At 71.9% G+C, this 21,843-nt stretch carries 13 protein-coding genes, 1 tRNA gene and 1 pseudogene; 5 read left to right on the forward strand and 10 right to left on the reverse strand.

The window, feature by feature from the left end; translation table 11 throughout:
* Nucleotides 1-5: 5 nt before the first annotated feature.
* Nucleotides 6-1,289, reverse strand: coding sequence for an ABC transporter substrate-binding protein (locus QPK52_RS17595; protein ID WP_410540370.1), 1,284 nt, complete (start codon nt 1,287-1,289; stop codon nt 6-8).
* A gap of 337 nt (nt 1,290-1,626) precedes the next feature.
* On the opposite strand from QPK52_RS17595, the gene QPK52_RS17600 reads away from it, so the two are divergent.
* A complete protein-coding gene (locus QPK52_RS17600; protein WP_410538438.1) occupies nt 1,627-2,664 on the forward strand; it encodes a LacI family DNA-binding transcriptional regulator in 1,038 nt (345 codons plus the stop codon).
* A gap of 133 nt (nt 2,665-2,797) precedes the next feature.
* On the opposite strand, the gene QPK52_RS17605 is transcribed toward QPK52_RS17600, so the two are convergent.
* On the reverse strand, nt 2,798-4,543 hold the full coding sequence (locus tag QPK52_RS17605; protein WP_410538439.1) for a glycoside hydrolase family 6 protein: 1,746 nt from the start codon (nt 4,541-4,543) through the stop codon (nt 2,798-2,800).
* Nucleotides 4,544-5,148: 605 nt separating this feature from the next.
* On the opposite strand from QPK52_RS17605, the gene QPK52_RS17610 reads away from it, so the two are divergent.
* Together QPK52_RS17610 and QPK52_RS17615 are read left to right on the forward strand one after the other, a co-directional pair.
* Nucleotides 5,149-8,109 (forward strand): glycoside hydrolase family 48 protein, encoded by a 2,961-nt coding sequence (locus QPK52_RS17610; protein ID WP_410538440.1) that lies wholly within the window; start codon nt 5,149-5,151, stop codon nt 8,107-8,109.
* Between the two features lie 769 nt (nt 8,110-8,878).
* Nucleotides 8,879-9,463, forward strand: coding sequence for a M23 family metallopeptidase (locus QPK52_RS17615; protein ID WP_410538441.1), 585 nt, complete (start codon nt 8,879-8,881; stop codon nt 9,461-9,463).
* Nucleotides 9,464-9,577: 114 nt separating this feature from the next.
* Here QPK52_RS17615 and QPK52_RS17620 read toward each other — a convergent pair.
* The 3 genes from QPK52_RS17620 to QPK52_RS17630 form a co-directional block, all read right to left on the reverse strand.
* Nucleotides 9,578-9,650, reverse strand: a tRNA-His gene (locus QPK52_RS17620).
* A gap of 142 nt (nt 9,651-9,792) precedes the next feature.
* Complete coding sequence (orn, locus tag QPK52_RS17625) at nt 9,793-10,398, reverse strand: oligoribonuclease (protein ID WP_093654239.1); 606 nt, start codon at nt 10,396-10,398, stop codon at nt 9,793-9,795.
* 10 nt (nt 10,399-10,408) lie between these two features.
* Nucleotides 10,409-11,671 (reverse strand): helix-turn-helix domain-containing protein, encoded by a 1,263-nt coding sequence (locus tag QPK52_RS17630; RefSeq protein WP_410538442.1) that lies wholly within the window; start codon nt 11,669-11,671, stop codon nt 10,409-10,411.
* A 762-nt stretch (nt 11,672-12,433) separates the two neighbouring features.
* Between QPK52_RS17630 and QPK52_RS17635 the strand changes: the two genes are divergently transcribed.
* Entirely contained in the window at nt 12,434-12,955 is a 522-nt protein-coding gene (locus QPK52_RS17635; protein WP_093654243.1) for a universal stress protein, read from the forward strand.
* Between the two features lie 259 nt (nt 12,956-13,214).
* Here QPK52_RS17635 and glmS read toward each other — a convergent pair whose 3' ends face one another.
* From glmS to QPK52_RS17655, 4 genes and pseudogenes are all read right to left on the reverse strand, one after another.
* The gene (glmS, locus tag QPK52_RS17640; RefSeq protein WP_410538443.1) at nt 13,215-15,041 is read right to left on the reverse strand and encodes a glutamine--fructose-6-phosphate transaminase (isomerizing); all 1,827 of its coding nucleotides are present in this window, start codon (nt 15,039-15,041) and stop codon (nt 13,215-13,217) included.
* 99 nt (nt 15,042-15,140) lie between these two features.
* Nucleotides 15,141-15,416 (reverse strand): hypothetical protein, encoded by a 276-nt coding sequence (locus QPK52_RS17645; protein ID WP_410538444.1) that lies wholly within the window; start codon nt 15,414-15,416, stop codon nt 15,141-15,143.
* Between the two features lie 144 nt (nt 15,417-15,560).
* Nucleotides 15,561-16,493, reverse strand: a complete 933-nt coding sequence (locus tag QPK52_RS17650) for a DUF4429 domain-containing protein (RefSeq protein WP_410538445.1) — start codon at nt 16,491-16,493, stop codon at nt 15,561-15,563.
* 494 nt (nt 16,494-16,987) lie between these two features.
* A pseudogene (locus QPK52_RS17655) lies at nt 16,988-17,560 on the reverse strand (N-acetylmuramoyl-L-alanine amidase); the annotation flags it as partial.
* Between the two features lie 347 nt (nt 17,561-17,907).
* Between QPK52_RS17655 and QPK52_RS17660 the strand changes: the two are divergent.
* Nucleotides 17,908-20,544 (forward strand): SpoIIE family protein phosphatase, encoded by a 2,637-nt coding sequence (locus tag QPK52_RS17660; RefSeq protein WP_410540371.1) that lies wholly within the window; start codon nt 17,908-17,910, stop codon nt 20,542-20,544.
* Nucleotides 20,545-20,674: 130 nt separating this feature from the next.
* Here QPK52_RS17660 and QPK52_RS17665 read toward each other — a convergent pair whose 3' ends face one another.
* Complete coding sequence (locus QPK52_RS17665; RefSeq protein ID WP_410538446.1) at nt 20,675-21,838, reverse strand: acyl-CoA dehydrogenase family protein; 1,164 nt, start codon at nt 21,836-21,838, stop codon at nt 20,675-20,677.
* Nucleotides 21,839-21,843 lie beyond the last annotated feature (5 nt).

Raw genomic sequence — 21,843 nt, forward strand, 5'->3', positions numbered from 1 at the left:
GTCGATCACTCGTCCAGGGCGTTGTCGACTGCCTTGGTGGCCTCTCCCCAGGCCTTGCCGGAGGACAGACCGCTGCGCTCCATCTGGAGGAGGCCGCTGCGGGTGATGTTCTCCTGGATGACCTGGTCCTTCGGGCCGATCACCTGGGTCGGGATGCCCTCGGCCGCCTTGGAGAAGATCTCACCGATGGGAGCGTCCGAGAAGTACTCGTGCGTGGCCTCGGAGACCTCGGGGGTCTCGTACGACTTCGGGGCGCTGGGGAAGCTGCCGCGCTCGGCGAAGAGCTTGGCCTGCTGGGTGGGGGCGGTCAGCCAGGCGGCGAGCTTGATCGCCTCCTCCTTGTTCTTGCTGCTCTCGGGCACACCGAGGAAGGAGCCGCCCCAGTTGCCGGCCTTGGGCGCGGGAGCGACGTCCCACTTGCCCTTGGCCTTCTCGCCGCCCTTGTCCTGGATGTAGCCGAGCATCCAGGCGGGGCAGGAGAGCGTGGCGAAGGTGCCGTTGTTCATGGCCTTGTTCCACGAGTCCGTGAACAGCTCGTGCTTGTCGGTCATGTCCTCGGAGGCGGCCTCCGCGGCGACGTCCCAGGCCTCCTTGACGTCGGGGTTGGTCTTGTAGACGACCTCGCCCTGCTCGTCGTAGTAGCGGGTGGCGCTGGAGGAGATGGCCGCGTTGTACAGGCCGCTGGCGGAGTCGACCCACTTGACGCCCTTGGGGGCGTCGCCCATGAACTTCTTGCCGGTGTCGAGGTACTTCTGCCAGTCGCCCTCCCACAGCTTCCCGACCTCGTCGCGCTCGGTGGGCAGGCCGGCGGCCTCGAAGTGGTCCTTGCGGTAGCAGATGGCCATCGGGCCGATGTCGGTGCCCAGGCCGATGGTCTTGCCGTCGGCGGTGGTGGCCTGGTTCCACTTCCAGTCGAAGTAGTCGTCCTTGGAGACCCCGCCGGCCTCGGACAGGTCGACGAACTTGTCCGCCTGGGTCTGGACGACCTCGGCGATGTTCGCCACCTCGATGCCCTGGATGTCTGCGAGGCCGCTGTTGCTGGCGAGGCGGGTGAGCAGCTGCGGGTAGTAGTTCTCGTTCCGCTCGACGACGGTCTGCTCGATCTTGACCTTCGGGTTGAGCTTCTCGTACTCCTCGTAGAGCCCGGCCTCCTTGAAGCCGAAGGTCCCGAAGAGGCCGACGGTGATGACGGTCTTGCCCTCGCTGTCGGTTCCCCCGGCCTTGTCGCCCGAGTCCTCGTCGCTCGCGCATCCGGCGAGCAGGCCGGCGCCGATGGCCGCGGCGGCCATGACGGCCACGGCCCGGCGGGTGGTGCGGGTCTTGCGCACTGCGTCCTCCTAGCGCCCTGACGTTTCACTCCCGGCCGTGGAAGGGTGTGGGGGACCGCGGTGACGGATGGTGCTGCGGCTCGGGTGGGAACGTGTGGCTTCTGTATGGGTCAAGTCCTTTGGGAGCGCTCCCAGACGTGATGAGTTGAAGAGTCGCGGGTCCCTGGCGCGGGTGTCAAGGGAATGGACACACTGACCCGGCGCAGTTATCCGGCTGTTAGCTTCGGTGGCTGATCGATACTGGTGCAAGGGCCGACCGGCCCTTGCGGTCGAGCCCGTACACCCTGGGGAGGCGGTCATGACAGTGAGCGGAAGGCGGGGCCAGCGGCCCACTCTGGAGCAGGTCGCCGCCTACGCGGGGGTGGGCCGCGGCACCGTCTCCCGGGTGATCAACGGCGCCGCCAACGTCAGCGACCAGACCCGCAGTGCCGTCCAGCAGGCGATCGCCGAACTGGGCTACGTGCCCAACCGGGCCGCCCGGGCACTGGCCGCGGGCAGTACCGACGCGATCGCGCTGGTCATCCCCGAGGCCGAGACCAGGCTTTTCGCCGAGCCGTACTTCTCCGGCATCATCCGCGGCGTCAGCACCGAGCTCGCCGACACCGACATGCAGCTGCTGCTGACCCTGATCCGCACCCCCAAGGAACGCGACCGCTTCGCCCAGTACGTCACCGCCCACCGGGTGGACGGTGTGCTCCTGGTGTCCGTGCACGCCGACGACCCCCTGCCCGACCTGCTGGAACGCATCGAGATGCCCGCGGTCCTCAGCGGCCGCCGCAGCGGCGACGAGTCGGTGCCGTACGTGGACTGCGACAACACAGGCGGCGCCCAGGCCGCGGTGGAGCACCTGATCGGCCGCGGCCGGCGCGCGGTGGCCACCGTCACCGGGCCGCTGGACATGTACGTGGCCCAGTGCCGCCTCCACGGATACCGCGACGCGCTGCGCGCCGCGGGTCTGGAGGAGGACGGGCGGCTGGTCGCCGACGGGGACTTCACCGAGGAGGGCGGCCGCCGTGCCATGGGGGAGCTGCTGTCGCGGCGGCCCGATCTGGACGCGGTCTTCTGCGCCTCCGACGTGATGGCCGCGGGCGCCCGCGCCGTGCTGCGCGAGTCGGGCCGCCGGGTGCCCGAGGACGTGGCCCTGGTCGGCTTCGACGACTCGGCCGTCGCCCGCCACATGGACCCGCCGCTGACCAGTGTGCGGCAGCCGCTGGAGGAGATGGGCCGGTCGATGGCCCGGGTACTGCTGGAGCAGATCGAGGGCCGCAAGGCGGGCCGGGCCGACCGCTCCAGCCGGGTGCTGCCCACGGAACTGGTCCGCCGCGCCTCCTCCTAGACGCCCCGGCCGGTCCCGCGGACGCCGGACGCCGAGACGCCGAGACACCGCGGACACGGCGAAGGGGCCGGCCGGCGTACCGACCGGCCCCCTTTTCGAGCCGTCCTACCGCTGTCGCGCGATCAGCAGGTGATCAGTTGACCGGCGGGTAGGCGTTGCGCAGCAGCTCCTCGAACTGGGCCTGGAACCAGTGGCCGGAGACCGGGGCGTTGGGCAGGGCACCGGACTTGCTGTTGCCGTTGCGGGCGTTGCCCCCGTAGTTCGGGTCGCACATCTGGTCGGCCTTCTTGCCCTCGTCGTTCGGGATGTCCTCGCTGGCGCCGTCGGACTCCCCCGGGGGCTTGATCCACGCGTAGGCGTCGATGCCCGGAGCGGGCGCGGCCTTCGGCCGCTCGCCGAGGCCGGCGCCGGCCTGGTTGCACCAGTTGCCGGTGTGGATCCGGCGGTCGATGCGGCTGCCGTCGACGAAGGCGTCCAGGCTGGTCTTGGCCGCGGGGGCGCTGGGCCGGTTCGGGCCTCCCCAGCCGTTGCGGGAGGTGTCGATGATCACGCCGACGTCGGAGCGGAAGCCGGCCTTGACCGCCTCCTCGCGGAACGCCTGGGCGTAGGACTGCTCGTCGACGTAGCGGTTCCAGTCGACCCACTTGGACTGGCGGACCGAGGTGCCGTTCACCGAGTCGTTGATGGTGAAGTGCGGCTCCTTGAGGGCGCCGTAGTTGGCGACGTTGGCGGCGAAGCCGGCCACGTTGTTGACCGTGGAGCCCTCGGAGGTGGCGGCCTGGTGGAGCAGCTTGGCGGTGGGGGCGAAGTTGTCGTCCCAGCCGAGCCAGCCGTGGTGGCCGATGTCGATGTAGTTGTAGACGTTCGGGATCGCGCCCAGCTTGGCCAGCGCGTAGCCGACGCCCTTGACGTAGTTGCCGTTCGCCAGCATCGTGTCGCAGTTGGCGGTGGCGGTCGGGCGGCTGCCGACGTTGGTGATCAGGTTCGGCAGCGAGTCGATCTCGACGATGTTGATGATGCGCAGGTTCGCGTACTTCGGGTCCGACAGGATCGCCGCGATCGGGTCGATGAACTGCCGCTTGTACTTGTCGATCTCGGTCGGGCCGAGTTCGCCCTGGGAGGCCAGGGCGGCGCAGTCGCGGCCGGGCAGGTTGTAGGTCACCATCTGGAGCGCGGTGGCGCCCTGCGCCAGGGCGGCGTCGAGGTGGTCGCGCAGGCCCATGGTGTTCTCGCCGGCGGAGCCCGAGGTGATGGCGGAGATGCGGTCCAGCCACACGGCGGTCGGCTGGTTGGCGATCGCGGCGCCGCCGCTCTGGCGGGCCTGCCTGGACCAGTCGGGGTTCACGTACAGCTTGGCGCCCGCGTACGGGTTGTCGACGCGGTTGCCGGGAGTGCCGGGGTCGCCCGGGTCACCGGGGTCGCCGGGGTCACCGGGGTCGCCGCTGTCCACGTTGCAGGTGGTGCCGTTCAGCTTGAACGTGCTGGGCGCCGGGTTCGAGCCGGAGTACGTGCCGTTGAAGCCGAAGTTCGCGGAGCCGCCCGAGGACAGGCTGGAGTTCCACGAGGGGGCGGTGACGGTCACGTGCGCGCCGCTCTGGGCCACGGTGGCGTTCCAGCCCGAGCCGGCCTTCTGGTTGCCCGCGTAGTCCCACTCCACCTTCCAGTTGCTCAGCGTGGAGGTGGCGTTGTTGGTCACGGTGACCGAGGCGGTGAAGCCGTTGCCCCAGTCGTTGACGACCTTGTAGTCCACGGTGCAGGCGGGCGCCGCCACGGCGGTGCCCTGCATCATGCCACCCGCGCCGAGCGCGCCGACCATCAGCGCGCTGGCGGCGAGTAACGCCGTCCGGCGCCTGCGCGCCGGCTTAACGGTGCCTGTCATGCGATCTCTTCCTCTTCCTTCCGGTGTTTCTCCGGATGACGACGGAGCCCAGCTCCGCGTTCGGGGGGGTGCGGTCGTGTCACGGGTGTGAGACCCGGGAGAGGGGCCTTCCGTCGCGGTGGGGAACGACCGCCGTCGTGGTGCGGAGCGGGGCCCCGCTCCGCACCCGCCTCCGGGCACGGCCTCCCGGAGCGTGCTCCGGGATCGGTGCCGGGGGAGGAGAGGGGGCGACCGGGCAGGGCCGGCCGGCCGGCGCGGCGGTGAAGGGCGGCGGTGGGCGCCGCGGTGCTGGTCAGCGCCCGGGGGCGCGGTGGGGGGTACATGAAGCGGCTCCTGGTCGGTCGAACGCGCCGTCCCTGGCGCACGACTGTGGAAGCGCTCCCACTGGTTGAAGGAGAACGTAGCGCCAACTTCCGGTTGTGGCCAGAGTGCGTTCAGTAATTGGCGGATCGAATTTCTTCGACAGGGTCATCTCGTTCAGACTCTTGACAGGTGTCATGTCCACCTTGACTCTTGGGAGCGCTCCCACTGGTTTCAGTTCCTCAGCCCGTGCGCCTTCGGGCGCTGCTCTCCCCACCCCCCGAGCCGCGAGGAGGGAACCCCGCATGCGCGTGTTACCGGTACCGGAGGTGCCGCCGAGACCCCCGAGAGGCAGGGCCAGGAAACTGCTGGTCGCGGCCACCGCCGCGATCTCCCTGCCACTGGGCATGAGCTCGGCGCTCAGCGGGACGGCCCAGGCCGCGGCCATCCAGTGCAGCGTCGACTACACGAAGAACGACTGGGGCTCCGGCTTCACCGCGAACGTCACCATCACCAACCGGGGCTCCGAGGCCATCGAGAACTGGACCCTGACGTACGACTACAGCGGCAACCAGAGGCTCCAGCAGGGCTGGAACGGCCAGTGGTCGCAGTCGGGCAGGACCGTCACGGTCAAGAACCCGGCCTACAACACGAGGATCGCCTCCGGCTCGGCCGTCACCGCCGGCGCCAACTTCAGCTACAGCGGCACCAACGCCGACCCGACCTCCTTCTCGGTCAACGGCACCCGCTGCGGCGGCAACCTCTCCGCCCCCACCGCCACTCTGACCAGCCCCAGGGCGGGCGCGGTCTTCTCCGCGGGCGCCACCGTCGCGCTGGCCGCCGACGCGCGGGCGACGGAGCCCGGGGCCACCATCGAGAAGGTCGAGTTCTACAGCGACACCGAGCTGCTGGGCGCAGACACCACGGCCCCCTACTCCTTCGACTGGAAGGACGTCCCGGCCGGCAACTACTCGATCTACGCCGTCGCCCACGACTCCAACGGGATGTCGGCCGAGTCCACGCCCGTCGGCGTCGAGGTGACCGACGGCCCCGCGGTGGTCGCCACCCCGGCCCAGCTCGGCGTGCGCCAGGGGGAGACCGCCCGGTTCGCCGTGAAGCTCTCCAAGCGGCCGTCCGCGAACGTGACGGCGACGGTGGCGCGCACCGGCGGCAACAGCGGGCTGTCCGTGGCGGACGGCGCCTCGCTCACCTTCACGCCCTCCAACTGGGACACCCCCCAGAACGTGACCATCGCGGCCGACGACACCGGCTCCGGAGCGGCGACCTTCACCGTCAGCGCCCCCGGCCACGACGCGGCCGAGGTGACGGTCACCCAGCTGTCCAACTCCGGTGACGCGGGCGAGTACGAGGACCGCTTCCTGGAGCTCTACAACAAGATCTTCGACCCGGCCAACGGGTACTTCTCGCCGGAGGGCATCCCCTACCACTCCGTCGAGACGCTGATGGTCGAGGCCCCCGACCACGGTCACGAGACGACCTCCGAGGCGTACAGCTACCTCATCTGGCTGCAGGCCATGTACGGCAAGGTCACCGAGGACTGGGGCCCGTTCAACGAGTCGTGGCAGATCATGGAGGACTACATGATCCCCACGAAGGCCGACCAGCCGACCAACAGCTTCTACGACCCCTCCAAGCCGGCCACCTACGCCGCCGAGCACCCGACCCCGCAGGACTACCCGTCGGTGATCGACGGCAACGTCCCCGTCGGCAGGGACCCGATCGCGGCCGAGCTGCGCAGCGCCTACGGCACGAACGACATCTACGGCATGCACTGGCTGCAGGACGTGGACAACGTCTACGGCTACGGCAACGCACCCGGCAGCGTCTGCCAGGGCGGCCCGGACCACGAGGGCCCGTCGTACATCAACACCTTCCAGCGCGGCTCCCAGGAGTCGGTCTGGGAGACCGTGCCGCAGCCCACCTGCGACGACTTCACCTTCGGCGGGCCGAACGGCTACCTGGACCTGTTCGTGAAGGACAGCTCCTACGCCAAGCAGTGGAAGTTCACCAACGCCCCTGACGCCGACGCCCGCGCCATCCAGGCCGCCTACTGGGCCGAGATGTGGGCCGAGGAGCAGGGCAAGAAGTCCGAGATCTCCGCGACCCTGTCCAAGGCCGCGAAGATGGGCGACTACCTGCGCTACGCCTTCTTCGACAAGTACTTCAAGAAGATCGGCAACTGCACCGGTCCCGCGTCCTGCCCCGCCGGCACCGGCAAGGACAGCGCGCACTACCTGCTGTCCTGGTACTACGCCTGGGGCGGCGCCACCGACACCAACGCCGGATGGGCCTGGCGGATCGGCAGCAGCCACAACCACTTCGGCTACCAGAACCCGATGACGGCCCACGCCCTGACCACCGTCCCGGAGCTGCGCCCCAAGGGCTCCACCGCGGTGTCGGACTGGGAGAAGAGCCTCCAGCGCCAGGTCGAGTTCTACCGCTGGCTGCAGTCCGCCGAGGGCGGCATCGCGGGCGGTGCGACCAACAGCTGGGAGGGCGACTACGGCACTCCGCCGGCCGGCACCCCCACCTTCTACGGCATGTTCTACGACGAGAAGCCCGTCTACCACGACCCGCCGTCCAACCAGTGGTTCGGCATGCAGGCCTGGTCGATGGAGCGCGTCGCCGAGCTCTACCACGAGACCGGCAACGCCACGGCCAAGGAGGTCCTGGACAAGTGGGTGGACTGGGTCCTGTCCGAGGTGACCGTCAACCCCGACGGCAACTACCAGATCCCGTCGACGCTCCAGTGGTCCGGAAAGCCCGACACCTGGAACCCGTCCAACCCCGGTGACAACTCGGACCTGCATGTGACGGTCCGCGACTACACCACCGACGTCGGTGTCACCGCGGCCCTGGCCAAGACCCTGATGTACTACGCCGCCAAGTCCGGCGACGAGGAGGCCAGGACCACCGCCAAGGCGCTGATGGACGCCATGTGGGACCACCACCAGGACGCCATGGGCATCAGCGTCGAGGAGACCCGGACCGACTTCGAGCGGTTCGACGACCCGGTGTACGTCCCCTCGGGCTGGACCGGCACCATGCCCAACGGCGACAGGATCGGCTCCGACTCCACCTTCCTGTCGATCCGCTCCTTCTACCAGGACGATCCGCAGTTCAACAAGGTGGAGAGCTACCTGAACGGCGGCCAGGCGCCGACGTTCAACTACCACCGCTTCTGGGCCCAGGCGGACGCCGCTCTCGCCCTGGCCACGTACGCGGACCTCTTCGGCGACGAGTAGCCGCCCGAGAGAGGTGAAGCCGGCCCCCCGGTCCGGTCTGGTCGACGGCGGCCGCACCGGGGGGCCTTCCAATCCGCACCACCGGCGGCACCGGCACGAGCGGTGCCGCCGGCCGGTGACGAGCCGGAGCGGTGGTCCGTCCGTCCCCCGCCTCTCCACCGCCCGGCCGCACCCGACGGCCGCGGCCGTCCGCACCGGTACCGGGATCGCCCCCGGCGCCGGTACGCCGGACGGCCGCGGCCCCGTCCGTGCCCGTCCGCCGGCCGGGGAGGCGGGACGCGGGGTCCGCCTCCCCGGCCCGCCCGCCCGCCGTCGCGGTCGGCGGTCGGCGGTCCGGCGGCCGGTGGACGGCCGGTGAGATCCCGGCCGTGACCGCAAACCTCCCGCCGGGCAGGCCCGTTCGGCCCGTGCCGGCCGTCACGCCTCCCCGCGTCCGCCTCCGCCGCCCTCTCTCCGTTCTCCCTCCGCCCTCCCCCGGCATTCCGGCGCGGCGGGGCCGGAAGGTGACCGTGTGCCAGGCGGCCCCCGGCGGGCGCAGCGGACCGCGGGGGGTGCCTGCCGGGTGGTTTAGTCCATTCACCTGTAAGGGGATTGTCGCCCGACGGACCGTCCGGAACCGCAACCGCGCCCCCCGGAAGGCGGGTTCACACCCCCGGACCCGGCCGGCGCTACGCCGTTCGGCGGCCCCGGAGGCGGCCGCGAAGATGCGAGAAGGCTCCGGCTGACGTGTCCTCACATCTATGGCACCGCCGAATGGGAGGTCGAAGCGATGGCTACACAGGGTGGACGTCGGCAGTGGACGCCGGACCGGCGCGGACTGGTGCTGCGCGGTGCGGCGCTGGCGGCGCTCGGAAGCGTCCCGTTCCTGGCGGGAAGGACCGGAGGGGCCGACGGCGGCGACGCCGTCCCGGCGGCCTTCTCGGCCGGGCAGGAGGCGGTCCTGGGGCGCTGGGCCCGGCCGGTGGTGGGGGACTACCGGGTCTCGGCCGCCTACGGGATCCCCGGCAACTGGCAGGCGGGCCATCACACGGGCATCGACTTCGCGATGCCCGTCGGCACTCCCGTCTACGCGGTCGGCGCCGGCTCCGTGGTCTTCGCCGGTGAGGCCGGCGCCTACGGGAAGGCGGTGACGGTCAGGATGGACGACGGCTACTACGCCCTCTACGCCCATCTGTCGCGGATCTCGGTGAACGGCGGGGAGCGGGTGAAGGCGGGCAGCGTGGTGGGCAACTCCGGGGCCACCGGCCGGGTCACCGGCCCCCACCTCCACTTCGAGGTGCGCAGCAAACGCGGCTACGGCTCGGACGTCGACCCCGTCGCCTACCTCGCCCGGCGCGGGGTGCAGCTGCTGTGACCCCCGCCACGGCCTTCGGGGCGTGGTTCCCCGCCGTGTTCCCACGGTGTTCCCGTGACTCGGCGGACGACGAAGGCCCGGCCTGCTTCCGCAGGACGGGCCTTGATCGTTCAGGGTGAGTAACGGGACTCGAACCCGCGACATCCTGGACCACAACCAGGTGCTCTACCAGCTGAGCTATACCCACCATGACCGGTGCTCGTGGTGCTTTCCGCACCGGCCGATAAGAGTGTACAGGGTCGTGGACCATGCCCGCGCACCTTCGTCCCGCGTGGCCCCGCGGAGGGCTCCGCAGGCGCTCCGCGGACGGTCCGCGGGGGCCGGGCGCCTCAGCCCGCGGCGGGCAGCACGTGCCGGGCCGCGATCCTCCGCGCCGTCTCCGAGTCCGGACCGGGCGCCGGGACGAAGACCGCCTCGCGGTAGTAGCGCAGTTCCGCGATGGACTCCCTGATGTCCGCGAGCGCCCGGTGGTTGCCGCTCTTCTCCGGGCTGTTGAAGTACGCCTTCGGATACCAGCGCCGGGCCAGCTCCTTGATCGAGGAGACGTCGACGATCCGGTAGTGGAGGTAGTCCTCCAGCGTCGGCATGTCGCGCATCAGGAAGCCGCGGTCGGTCCCGACGGAGTTCCCGCACAGCGGGGCCCGGCCGGGCTCGGGGACGTGCTTCCTGACGTACTCCAGGACCCGCTGTTCGGCGTCCTCCAGCGTGGTGCCTCCGGCCAGCTCGTCGAGCAGGCCGGAGGCGGTGTGCATCTCGCGGACGACGTCGGGCATGGTGTCCAGTGCCTCGGCGGGCGGACGGATCACGATGTCCACCCCGTCACCGAGCACGTTCAGCTCCGAGTCGGTGACCAGCGCGGCCACCTCGATGAGAGCGTCTTCGGACAGCGAGAGCCCGGTCATCTCGCAGTCGATCCACACCATGCGATCGTTCATGCGCTCCAGCCTACGGGGCCCGGCCGGGCATACGGCCCCGCTGTGAGGGCAGCCGGGGGGTGTAGGTGTCGGATTCCGGTTTGCCGTACTCACCCCGTATGCTCCGCTCCGTCCGGTCGGCGCGTTCCCCCCGCTCCCCTCGGTCCCCCCTCTCCGCGCGCGCCGCGTGGGCCGTGCCGTGCGCGGTGGACTCGGCCGCGGCGTGGTCGGCGCGCGCCTCGGAGGCGCGCTCCCCGTCCCCGCCGCCCTCCGGTCTGCCGGTGCGCGCCCGGTAGGCCGCCCGGTACGCCGCGGGGGACGCGCCGAGCTGCCGCCGGAAGTGGCCGCGCAGCGCGACCGGCGAGCGGAAGCCGCAGCGCCCGGCGACCTCGTCGACCGAGTAGTCGGAGGTCTCCAGCAGCCGCTGCGCCTGGAGCACCCGCTGGGTGATCAGCCACTGCAGCGGCGCGCTGCCGGTCAGCGAGCGGAACCGGCGGTCGAAGGTCCGCCGGCTCATGTAGGCCCGCGCGGCCAGCGTCTCCACGTCGAACTGCTCGTGGAGGTGCTCCAGGGCCCAGGCCACGACCTCGGCGAGCGGGTCGGTGCCGATCTCCTCGGGTAAAGACCTGTCCAGGTAGCGCTCCTGACCGCCGTTGCCGCGCCGGGGCGGTACGACGAGGCGGCGGGCCAGGGCTCCCGCCGCCTCGGCGCCGTGGTCGGTGCGCACCACGTGCAGGCACAGGTCGATGCCCGCCGCGGTGCCGGCGGAGGTGAGGATGTCCCCGTCGTCCACGAACAGCTCGCGCGGGTCGACGTGGACCCCCGGGTAGCGCTTGGCCAGCGTCGGCGCGTACATCCAGTGCGTCGTCGCGGGGCGGCCGTCGAGCAGCCCGGCCGCGGCGAGCACGAACGCGCCCGTGCACAGGCCTATGATCCGCGCCCCCTCCTCGTGCGCCCGCCGCAGGGCGTCGAGGGCCGCCGGGGGCGGTGGCTGGGTGATGGAACGCCAGGCGGGCACGACGATCGTGCCCGCCCGGGAGAGCGCCTCCAGGCCGTACGGAGCGGTCAACTCCAGGCCTCCCGTGGTGCGCAGGGGTCCCTCTTCGCCCGCGCACACCAGAAGGCGGTAGCGGGGAACGCCGGCGTCCTGCCGGTCGATGCCGAAGACGGACAGCGGGATGGAGCTCTCGAAGATCGGGCCGCCGCCGAAGAGCAGTACGGCGACGATCTCGCGGCGGCGGCGCGCGGCCAGCTTGCGCGTCGTCCCAGGGCCGTGCGTTGGCTCCTGGCTCATGGAACTAAGCCCCCCTCAGTCGTCGCGTCCTTCCGGTCCTGCACGTTTCCCCCGCCGTGGTTAGCCAAGATCGAATCTACTGTGTCTGTCGAGGCTGACGGGACAAGTTCACCACTCACCGCTATGTCGACATGACAACTTGGCGTGAAGCGTTCGATCACGAAGCGTTCCACTCGTCGGCGCCCCTGGGAAGAACGCCTCGCTTCGTGGCCGTCTGTCCGCGGGGTGCACTTGTTCGCCTCGATTCTCCCCGCCCTGGTGGGCGGTGCGGGGTCAGCCTCTGGCAAGTTGTGTACCACGGCTGGAAGTTGGCCGAAAAGCGCAGGGGTTCAGAAAGCGGCAACCGGAGCCCCGGGGGCGTACGCCGCGCACCGGGGGGCGGACTGTCGTCGGTGCCATCCGCCTCTGTGCGCCCCCGCGCCGGTGCGGCCGTGACGACCCCGGCGCGGACCTGGGACGGACCCGGTGCCGGCCCGGCGCGGAGCCGGTGCGGGCCGCCCCGCGCCGCCGCGGGCGGCGGCGCGGGGCCGTGCGGCCGGGCCCGCCGGAAGGGGGTGCTCCGGAAGCCCCGGGCGGTCCCGGGAAGGCGCGGAGGAGGGGGCCGGGGGCCGCCCCGGCATTGCGCAACGCTTTCCGCTCCGGCATGCTGCACCGGCAGTGACCGCAGCCTCTGGGCAAGGGGGGAGTGCCGTCGTACCCTCAGGGGTATGGGCTGAGGAACATGCTTCCAGGACGTATTCCTAGGCACACGTGACGTAACCGATGGCTGGACACGAGATCCCCGACCCCGCGGACCGCAAGCGGCTCGCCGATCCGGCGGCGACGCCCCGGGCGGCGGACGAGACGCGCCACTCCTGCGATCCGGCGTTCCGGCACGGGGTCGTGGTGGGATTCGACGGCTCGGTCTCCAGTGAGCGGGCCCTGGCCTACGCCATCGGCATGGCGAAGCGCTCCGACTCCGGGCTGATCATCGTCCACGTCGCCAACCGGCTTCCGACGACCGTGTGGGCGGGCTGCGAGCCGCCGGTCTTCGTCGACGTCCCCGACCACCGCACCGAGGTGCTGGGCCTGGAGCTCGCCTGCGCGGACCATCTGTCCGAGGTCCCCTGGATCCTCGTCGAGCGCGGCGGCGACATCTGCCACGAGCTGGAGGAGGTCGGCTGCGAGTACGAGGCCGACGCCATCGTCGTGGGCTCCACGCACGGCCTCGTCGGCCGGTTCTTCGGCTCGGTCGCGGGCCGTCTCGCCCGCCGCGCGCGGCGCCCGGTCGTCGTCATCCCGTAGCGCCCACTCCACCACGCCCTTTCCAACTCGCTCCGGACGAAGGCGAGTCGGCGAATCCATCCCCGCCCGGAGGTGGATTGTGCGCTTGTGACGGGCATACAGACAGCAGCGTGCCGCCGCGCGGGAGGTGACGGTCCCACGCCGCGGCCCACCGCCGGCGTGACGGGCGACGCCGGCGCAGGGAGGCGGTCCCCCCGTGCGCCTGGTGGCACGCGCGGGGGGACCGCCCGCGCTTTCCGCGGCCGGGAGCGCTCCCGGCCTACTCCACCGTCACGGACTTCGCCAGGTTGCGCGGCTTGTCGATGTCCCGGCCCAGGGCCAGGGCCGTGTGGTAGGCGAGGAGCTGGAGCGGGACGCCCATCAGGATCGGGTCCAGCTCCACCTCGTTGCGCGGCACCACGATCGTGTGGTCGGCCTTCTCCTGCTCGGAGTGCGCCACGGCCAGGATGCGGCCGCCGCGGGCCCGCACCTCCTCCAGCGTGGCGCGGTTCTTCTCCAGCAGCTCGTCCTCGGGCAGGACCGCCACGGTCGGCACGGCGGGCTCGATCAGGGCCAGCGGGCCGTGCTTGAGCTCGGAGGCCGGGTACGCCTCGGCGTGGACGTAGGAGACCTCCTTGAGCTTCAGGGACGCCTCGCGCGCCACCGGGTAGCCGCGCACCCGGCCGACGAACATCATCGACCTCGCGTCCGCGTACTCCGCCGCCAGCTTCGCGATCTCCTCCTCCCGCTCCAGGATCCCGGCGATCTGGCCGGGCAGCCTGCGCAGACCGGCGATGATCCGCCGGCCGTCGGCCACCGACAGGTCGCGGATGCGGCCGAGGTGGAGGGCGAGCAGCGCGAAGGCGACGGCGGTGTTGGTGAAGCACTTGGTGGACACCACGCACACCTCCGGCCCGGCGTGCACGTACACCCCGCCGTCGGTCTCGCGGGCGATGGCCGAGCCGACGACGTTGACCACGCCCAGCACCCGCGCGCCCTTGCGCCGCAGCTCCTGGACGGCGGCCAGGGTGTCGTAGGTCTCCCCGGACTGGCTGACGGCGACGTAGAGGGTGTCGGGGTCCACCACCGGGTTGCGGTAGCGGAACTCGCTGGCGGGCTCGGCGTCGGCGGGGACCCGGGCCAGCTCCTCGATCAGCTGGGCGCCGATCAGGCCCGCGTGGTACGCCGAGCCGCAGCCGAGGATCTTCACCCGTCGCACCCCGCGCGCCTCGCGGGCGTCGAGGTTGAGGCCGTCGAGGCGGACGGTGGCGAAGCGGTCGTCGATCCGGCCGCGCAGCACCCGGTCCACGGCGTCGGGCTGCTCGGAGATCTCCTTGTGCATATAGGTGTCGTGGCCGCCCATGTCGTACGACTGCGCCTCCCACTCCACCGTCGTGGGGACGGCGGAGGTGCGGCTGCCCTCGGTGGTGCAGGTGCGGTAGCCGCCGGCCTTGACGGTGGCCATCTCGCCGTCGTCCAGGGTGACCACCTGGCGGGTGTGGGAGACCAGCGCGGCCACGTCGGAGGCGACGAACATCTCGTGCTCGCCGATGCCGAGCACCACCGGCGAGCCGTTGCGGGCCACGACGATGCGGTCGGGGAAGTCGGCGTGCAGGACGGCGATGCCGTAGGTGCCCTCGATGTGGCGCAGCGCCTCGCGGACCCGCTCCTCCAGCGTCGGGGCCTGCGAGCGGCCGATGAGGTGGGCGAGGACCTCGGTGTCGGTCTCGGAGGCGAACTCCACGCCCTCGGCGGTCAGCCGCGCGCGCAGCTCCTCGGCGTTGTCGACGATGCCGTTGTGGACGACGGCCACACGGCCGCCGGCGTCCCGGTGCGGGTGGGCGTTCTCGTCGCTGGGGGCGCCGTGGGTGGCCCATCGGGTGTGGGCGATGCCGGTGGTGCCCGCGAAGCGCTCGGGCAGGCGCGCCTCCAGCTCGCGTACGCGGCCCTTGGCCTTGACCGTGCGCAGGCCCGCGGCCCGGCCGGTGCCGCTGCCGTGGACGGCGATGCCGGCGGAGTCGTAACCCCGGTACTCCAGGCGCTGGAGGCCTTCCAGCAGCAGCGGGGCGGCGTCGCGCCCGCCGATGTATCCCACGATTCCGCACATACGGGTCCTCAAGGCTATCGGTCGGTTCGTTCCGGGCGCCCGGTCCGCGGGCGCCCGGTCCTTCGGCGGCCGGCCGGCACCGCGGTCGGCGGGCGGCGGTCAGCCGTAGACGATGCGGCGCAGTTGCCGCAGGGAGAGTCCGGGCGGGGCCACCGCGCGGTGCGGCAGTTCGGCCGCGATCCGCTCGAAGATCTCCTGGTTCGCCAGCCCCCGGGACTGCAGCTCGCGGTGGCGGCGGCGCACGAACTCCTCGACCGTCTCGTCGAAGTACGCCAGGACGTCCAGGACCACCCGGGCCGCCTCGCCGCGCCGGAGCGGCGTGGAGCGGACGAGGTGGTCCACGAGGTCGTCATGGGCCGAGGGGCGTTCGAGCACTCGTAGATACTGAGGCCCGCACTCGCTCTTGTGCAAGAAATCTGCCCGATATCGGGCAGGGGCGGGGCCGAAGGGGGAAGTGGGGGCCGAGGCGGCCCGGTCACCGCCCCTCACCCTCCGCCGTCTCCCGCCGCTCTCCCGCTGTCAGAAGCGGCGCAGTACGGCCTGCTTGGCCGCGGTGAACTCCTCGTCGGTGAGCACCCCGTCCCGGCGCAGCTCGCCCAGCTCGCGCAGCCGCCGCAGCAGGACGTCGTGATCGGCCCCCTCGGAACCGGAGCCGTACTGGGAACCGGAGCCGTGCTCGGAGCCGGAGCCGGCCTCGGACCGCGGGCCGTCCGCGGGCGGCAGGGCGGGAGCGGAGGCGGAGACCGAGGGGTGCGGCAGCCGGGCGGTGACGGCGGCGGCCAGCAGCACCGAGCTGACGTCCTTGGCCTGCCGAACCCCCCACAGCACCAGGCAGTTGGGGTCGTGGTCGGGCTTGAGGACGGCGTGCGAGCCCTTGGGGTGGAAGCGCACGAAGCCGTTCTCCAGCCCGACCGCCGGGGACCACTCCACACCCGCCAGCTCGTGCAGCGCGAACGTCCGCGGTCCGGCGGAGGACTTGCTCCCCTCCGCCATCCAGTTCCAGTCGATCCGCACCCGGTCCCCGTCGAAGGAGGCCGTCCCGTCGGTGCCCTGCGCCGTCAGCGGCACCGGCGGGCCGGGCAGCAGATAGCGGTCGCACGGCTCGGCGACGGGCACCTGCTCCAGCAGCAGGGCGTTGCGCAGCTCGTCCGCGAAGTACTCGGCGACCCCGGCGCGGTCCGGCTCCACCTCGAGGCTGTACGGGTCGGCGGCGTCGGGCAGCCGTCCGCCCGAGGCCTGGAGGAGCGGGTCGGCGCCGTGCCGCAGCCGCAGACGCAGCCGGCCGGCCTTGCGGCCGGGCTCGTAGGCGATCCCCGACACCGCCTCCAGCGGCACCGCCACCTCGCCGAGCAGCCTCCGCAGCCTGTGCACGCTCTTGTGGTGCCCCGGCACGATGCGCACCGTGCCGCCGTCGAACGTCCAGTTCCCCGCCCGCTGGAGTATCTCGGTCATGCGGTGATTGTCTCAGCCGCCGGACCGGAACCCCGCCCGCCGGCCCCGGTGCGCACCGGCCCCGGCGTCCGTCACTCCCAGTAGAGGCCGCGCAGACGTGAGGTGGCGATGGTCACCGGGGCGTCGTCGTTCGGATCGGCGGGGTAGTAGGCGGCCTCGAAGCGCAGCTTCTCGCCGCGCGCGATGCTGCCGGAGTGGTGGAAGTCGGCGTAGGTGTTCCCCGAGGTGCCGACGCGCTCGATGATCCCGGACTCCCAGCGGGTGCCGTCCGGCCGCAGGTGGTAGAAGCGGCCCTGGATCGTGGACCCGGCCGGGAGGGCTGCGGTGAGGTGCGCCATCACCTGGTAGCGCGTCGCGCCGGTCAGGATGTCGGTGCCCTTGATGTCGAGGGTCTTCCACTGCCGGGGAGCGAGCCGGATGTCGCTGGTCTGGTACTCGCCGATCACCTTGGGCACGTCGTCCTCCTCGCCCCGGTCCCAGCCGGGGCTGTGGTTCAGGCGCTCGCGTACGCGGGCGCGCATCGTGTTCATGGAGAAACCGCGCGGGTCGACCTTGCCGGGCTGCCACTCCAGGTGCCCGATCACGGACTCCGCCTTCCAGCCGTGGTGGCGGCACAGCGCGGCCGCGGCGCGTTCGATGGCGTCCAGCTGGGCCGCGGGCCAGGGGTCGCGGCCGTCGCCGAGGTTCTCGCACTCGAAGCCGTAGAAGTGGCGGTTGCCGTCGGTGTTCGCCTCGTTGTCCGGGGGCAGGGGTCTTTCGGCGATGACGGCGCGCAGGACGTCGTCGTCGCCCATGCCGGCGTGGTTGGCACGGCCGTGGCCGACCATGTGGACCCGCCCGTCCTTGGTGATCACGCCGTGGCACAGCGGACCCGGCAGCGTCGAGTAGCCGGTGCGGCAGATCTCGACCGTCCGTGCCGACCCGGAGGTCACGGTGTGGTGGATCATCACGCCGTGCACCGGCCCCCACGGGCCCTTGTGGTTGCGGTTGTGGGTGCGCCAGCTACCGACCTCGACGACTCTGAGCCCCTCTTTCCTGAGCGCGGCGACGAATGCGCTCGCGCCGATGGGAGTAGCCATGTGTGTTCTCCCGGTTACTTCTGGTGAGGTGCCTGTTCTCTTTCCTTACCCACTCCCGCGGGTGCGTCCGAAGGAGTGGCCAAGATTTTTTGAAACCCTTCCGCTCCGCTCGCGGTCGTGGCTCCCCCCGTCCGCGGACGGGGGCTGTTCGCCTCGAAACGGAGAACAGTGTTAAGAATGGGCATGTGATCGGACTTTCTGACCGATCTCGGGATTCACTGCGCCGACTGCTCGGTGCCCGGCGTTCACCAGTGGAACGGCATGAGGGCGGGAGGACGGGGGGCGAGGATCCCGGGGACAGGACGAGACGACCGCCGGAGCGGCACCCCGGCTCGCTGCTGGGCGTGCGCAGTCTGGCGGGCCAGGTGTTCGTCCTCCAGGCCGTCCTCGTCCTCCTGCTCGTCCTCGCGGCCGTGGCGGCCCTGGTGGTGCAGGCGCGCAACGACAGCACGCGGGAGGCGCGCAACCGGTCGGTCGCGGTCGCCGAGGGGTTCGCCGGTGCGCCCGGACTGCCGGCGGTGCTCGCGGGCGACGATCCCGCCGCCCGGCTCCAGCCGCTCGCCGAGGGCGTCAGGGAGCGGTCCGGCGTGGACTTCCTCGTGGTGACGGACACCGACGGGACCCGCTACACCCACCCCAAGCCGGACCGGATCGGGAAGAAGTTCGTCGGCAACATCGAACCGGCGCTGCGGGGCGAGGTCGTCACCGAGGAGATCGTCGGCACCATCGGCCCTCTGGTTCAGGCGGTCGTCCCCGTCCGGGACGCGGGCGGCTCGGTCGTGGGCCTGGTCTCCGCGGGCATCACCGTCGAGAACGTCGAGGGCACCGCCGGAGGCCAGTTCCCGCTCCTCTTCGGCGCCTCCGCGGGGGCGCTGCTGCTGTCCATGGCGGGCACGGCGGTGGTCAGCCGGCGGCTGCTGCGCCAGACCCGCGGTCTGGGTCCCGGCGAGATGACCCGCATGTACGAGCACCACGACGCCGTCCTGCACGCCGTCCGCGAAGGCGTGCTGATCGTCGGCGCCGACGGCCGGCTGGTGCTCGCCAACGACGAGGCGCGCCGGCTGCTGGACCTGCCCCCGGACGCCGAGGGCCGCCCCGTCGCCGACCTCGGACTCCCGCCGCCCCTCGGCGGGCTGCTGGCATCCGCGCGGGTGGCCGTCGACGAGGTCCACATGGCGGGGGAGCGGATGCTGGCCGTCAACCAGCAGCCCGTCGACCGCTACGGATCCCCGTCGGGCAGCGTGGCGACGTTCCGGGACACCACCGAGATGCGGTTGCTCTCCGAGCGCGCCGAGGCGACGGGCCGCAGGCTGCGGCTGCTGTACGACGCGGGCACGGGGATCGGCACCACGCTGGACATGGTGCACACCGCCGAGGCGCTGGCGCGGGCCGCCGTACCCCGCCTGGCCGACTTCGTCACCGTCGACCTGGCCGAGCCGGTGCTGCGGGGCGAGGAGCCCGCCGGCGAGGCGGTGGACATGCGCAGGGTGGCCACCGCGGGGATCCGTGAGGTCCCCTCCTTCTACGCCAGGGGGGACCTCATCAGGTTCGTCCCCTCCACCCCGCAGGCGCGGGGCTACGGGTCGGGGCAGGCGGTCCTGGAGGCCGACCTGACCGCCGCCCCCGGCTGGCAGGCACAGGACCCCGAGCGCAGCCGGGGGATCATGGCGGAGGGCGTCCACTCCCTGATCGCGGCGCCCCTCCAGGCGCGCGGCATCGTTCTGGGACTGGTCAACTTCTGGCGCTCCGAGAAGCCCGAGCCGTTCGACGGGGACGATCTGTCCCTGGCCGAGGAACTGGTGGCCCGGGCCGCGGTCGCCGTCGACAACGCCCGCCGCTACACGCGCGAGCACACCATGGCCGCCGCACTCCAGCGCAGCCTGCTGCCGCGGGCCCTGCCCGAGCAGGACGCGCTGGACGTCGCCTACCGCTACCTGCCCGCCCACTCGGGGGTGGGCGGCGACTGGTTCGACGTGATCCCGCTGTCCGGCGCCCGGGTGGCGCTGGTGGTCGGCGACGTGGTCGGCCACGGACTGCACGCGGCCGCCACCATGGGGCGGCTGCGGACCGCCGTCCACAACTTCTCCGCCCTGGACCTGCCGCCCGACGAGATCATCGGGCATCTCGACGAACTGGTGAGCCGCAGCGACCAGGAGGGGGACGGCGGGAGCGGGACGCCGGACGGCACCCACGGAATGATGGGCGCCACCTGTCTGTACGCGATCTACGACCCGGCCTCCCGGCGCTGTGTCATGGCCCGGGCCGGGCATCCGCCTCCCGCGGTCGTCCGTCCCGACGGCGCGGTGGAGTTCCCCGACACGCCCGTCAGCGCCCCTCTCGGACTGGGCGCGCCGCCCTACGAGTCGGCCGAGATCGAACTGGCCGAAGGCAGCCGGCTGGTGCTGTACACCGACGGGCTGGTGGAGGACCGGGCGCGTGACATCGACGCCGGGCTGGATCTGCTGGCGCAGGCCCTGACCGGGGCCGGCCGCTCCCCGGAGGAGACCTGCGACGCGGTGACCGGGGCGATGCTGGCCGGGCGCCCGCGCGACGACGTCGCCCTGCTCGTCGCCCGTACCAGGGCCCTGGCCGCCGACCAGGCGGCGTCGTGGGAGGTGCCCTCCGAGCCCGCCGCGGTCTCCGCCGTGCGCGAGGAGGTCGCGCGGCGGCTGGCCGACTGGGGGCTGGAGGAGACGGTGTTCACCACCGAGCTGATCCTCAGCGAGCTGGTCACCAACGCCATCCGGCACGCCACCGGGCCGGTGCGGGTCAGGCTGCTCAGGGTGGAGCGCAGTCTGATCTGCGAGGTCTCCGACACCAGCAGCACATCGCCGCACCTGCGCCGCGCGGCGACGACGGACGAGGGCGGACGGGGGCTGTTCCTGGTGGCGCAGCTCTCCGAGAGGTGGGGCACCCGGTACACCGGGAGCGGGAAGGTCATCTGGGCCGAGCAGCAACTGCCCCCGGCCTGACCGGCCTGACCGGCCTGACCGGTCGGCCCGTTCGACTGGCCCGTCCGGCCGGGTGTGCGGGACCGGGAGTGGGGGCGCCGTCGGCGGCGCCCCCACCCCACTTGCCCGTCCCCCGGCCCGGACCGCCCGATCAGGAGGAGGCGACGCCCAGCTCGCGGGCGATCAGCATGCGCTGGACCTCGCTGGTGCCCTCGCCGATCTCCAGGATCTTCGAATCCCGCCACATGCGGGCCACCGGGTACTCGTTCATGAAGCCGTAGCCGCCGTGGATCTGGGTGGCCTCGCGGGCGTTGGTGACCGCGATCTCCGAGGAGTACAGCTTGGCGATGGCCGCCTCCTTCTTGAACGGCTCGCCCGCCAGCAGCCGGGAGGCGGCGTCGCGCCAGGCGATGCGGGCGGTGTGGGCGCGCATCTCCATGTCGGCCAGCTTGAACTGGATGGCCTGGTTGGCCCCGATGGGGCGGCCGAAGGCGCGGCGCTCCCCGGCGTACCGCACCGACTCGTCCACACAGCCCTGGGCCAGGCCCGTGGCCAGCGCGGAGATGGCGATGCGGCCCTCGTCCAGAATGCGCAGGAACTGGGCGTAGCCGCGGCCCTCCTCGCCCAGCAGGTTGGCGGCCGGGACCCGGACGTCGGAGAAGGACAGCTCGCGGGTGTCCGAGGCGTTCCAGCCGACCTTGGAGTAGGGCGCGGCGACGGTGAAGCCCGGGGTGCCGGAGGGGACGATGATCGAGGAGATCTCCGGGCGGCCGTCGGGCTTGCGACCGGTGACGGCGGTGACGGTGACCAGACCGGTGATGTCGGTGCCGGAGTTGGTGATGAAGCACTTGGTGCCGTTGATCACCCACTCGTCGCCGTCGCGTACGGCGGTGGTGCGGGTGCCGCCCGCGTCCGAACCGCACTCGGGCTCGGTCAGACCGAAGGCGCCGAGCATCTCGCCCGAGCACAGCCTCGGCAGCCACTGGCGCTTCTGCTCCTCGGTGCCGAAGCGGTACACGGGCATGGCGCCCAGCGAGACGGCGGCCTCCAGGGTGATGGCGACCGAGGAGTCCACCCGGGCCAGCTCCTCCAGGGCCAGGCACAGGGCGAGGTAGTCGCCGCCCATGCCCCCGTACTCCTCGGGGAAGGGCAGGCCGAACAGGCCCATGCGGCCCATCTCGCGCACGATCTCGTAGGGGAACTCGTGGTTCTCGTAGAACTCCCCGATCTTCGGCGCGATGACGTCGTGCGCGAACTCCTCGACGGTGCGGCGCAGTTCCTCGTGCTCGGGGGAGAGGCGGTGGTCAAGGGACATGGCTG

Origin of the sequence: Streptomyces sp. KL2, assembly GCF_046529545.1 — a bacterium.
GTDB classification, from domain to species: Bacteria; Actinomycetota; Actinomycetes; order Streptomycetales; family Streptomycetaceae; genus Streptomyces; species Streptomyces radiopugnans.

Coding starts and splice junctions, on each gene's coding strand:
- QPK52_RS17595 (WP_410540370.1), bottom strand. CDS start 1,289: ATGGCCGCCGCGGCCATCGGCGCCGGCCTGCTCGCCGGATGCGCGAGC.
- QPK52_RS17600 (WP_410538438.1), top strand. CDS start 1,627: ATGACAGTGAGCGGAAGGCGGGGCCAGCGGCCCACTCTGGAGCAGGTC.
- QPK52_RS17605 (WP_410538439.1), bottom strand. CDS start 4,543: ATGACAGGCACCGTTAAGCCGGCGCGCAGGCGCCGGACGGCGTTACTC.
- QPK52_RS17610 (WP_410538440.1), top strand. CDS start 5,149: ATGCGCGTGTTACCGGTACCGGAGGTGCCGCCGAGACCCCCGAGAGGC.
- QPK52_RS17615 (WP_410538441.1), top strand. CDS start 8,879: ATGGCTACACAGGGTGGACGTCGGCAGTGGACGCCGGACCGGCGCGGA.
- orn (WP_093654239.1), bottom strand. CDS start 10,398: ATGAACGATCGCATGGTGTGGATCGACTGCGAGATGACCGGGCTCTCG.
- QPK52_RS17630 (WP_410538442.1), bottom strand. CDS start 11,671: ATGAGCCAGGAGCCAACGCACGGCCCTGGGACGACGCGCAAGCTGGCC.
- QPK52_RS17635 (WP_093654243.1), top strand. CDS start 12,434: ATGGCTGGACACGAGATCCCCGACCCCGCGGACCGCAAGCGGCTCGCC.
- glmS (WP_410538443.1), bottom strand. CDS start 15,041: ATGTGCGGAATCGTGGGATACATCGGCGGGCGCGACGCCGCCCCGCTG.
- QPK52_RS17650 (WP_410538445.1), bottom strand. CDS start 16,493: ATGACCGAGATACTCCAGCGGGCGGGGAACTGGACGTTCGACGGCGGC.
- QPK52_RS17665 (WP_410538446.1), bottom strand. CDS start 21,838: ATGTCCCTTGACCACCGCCTCTCCCCCGAGCACGAGGAACTGCGCCGC.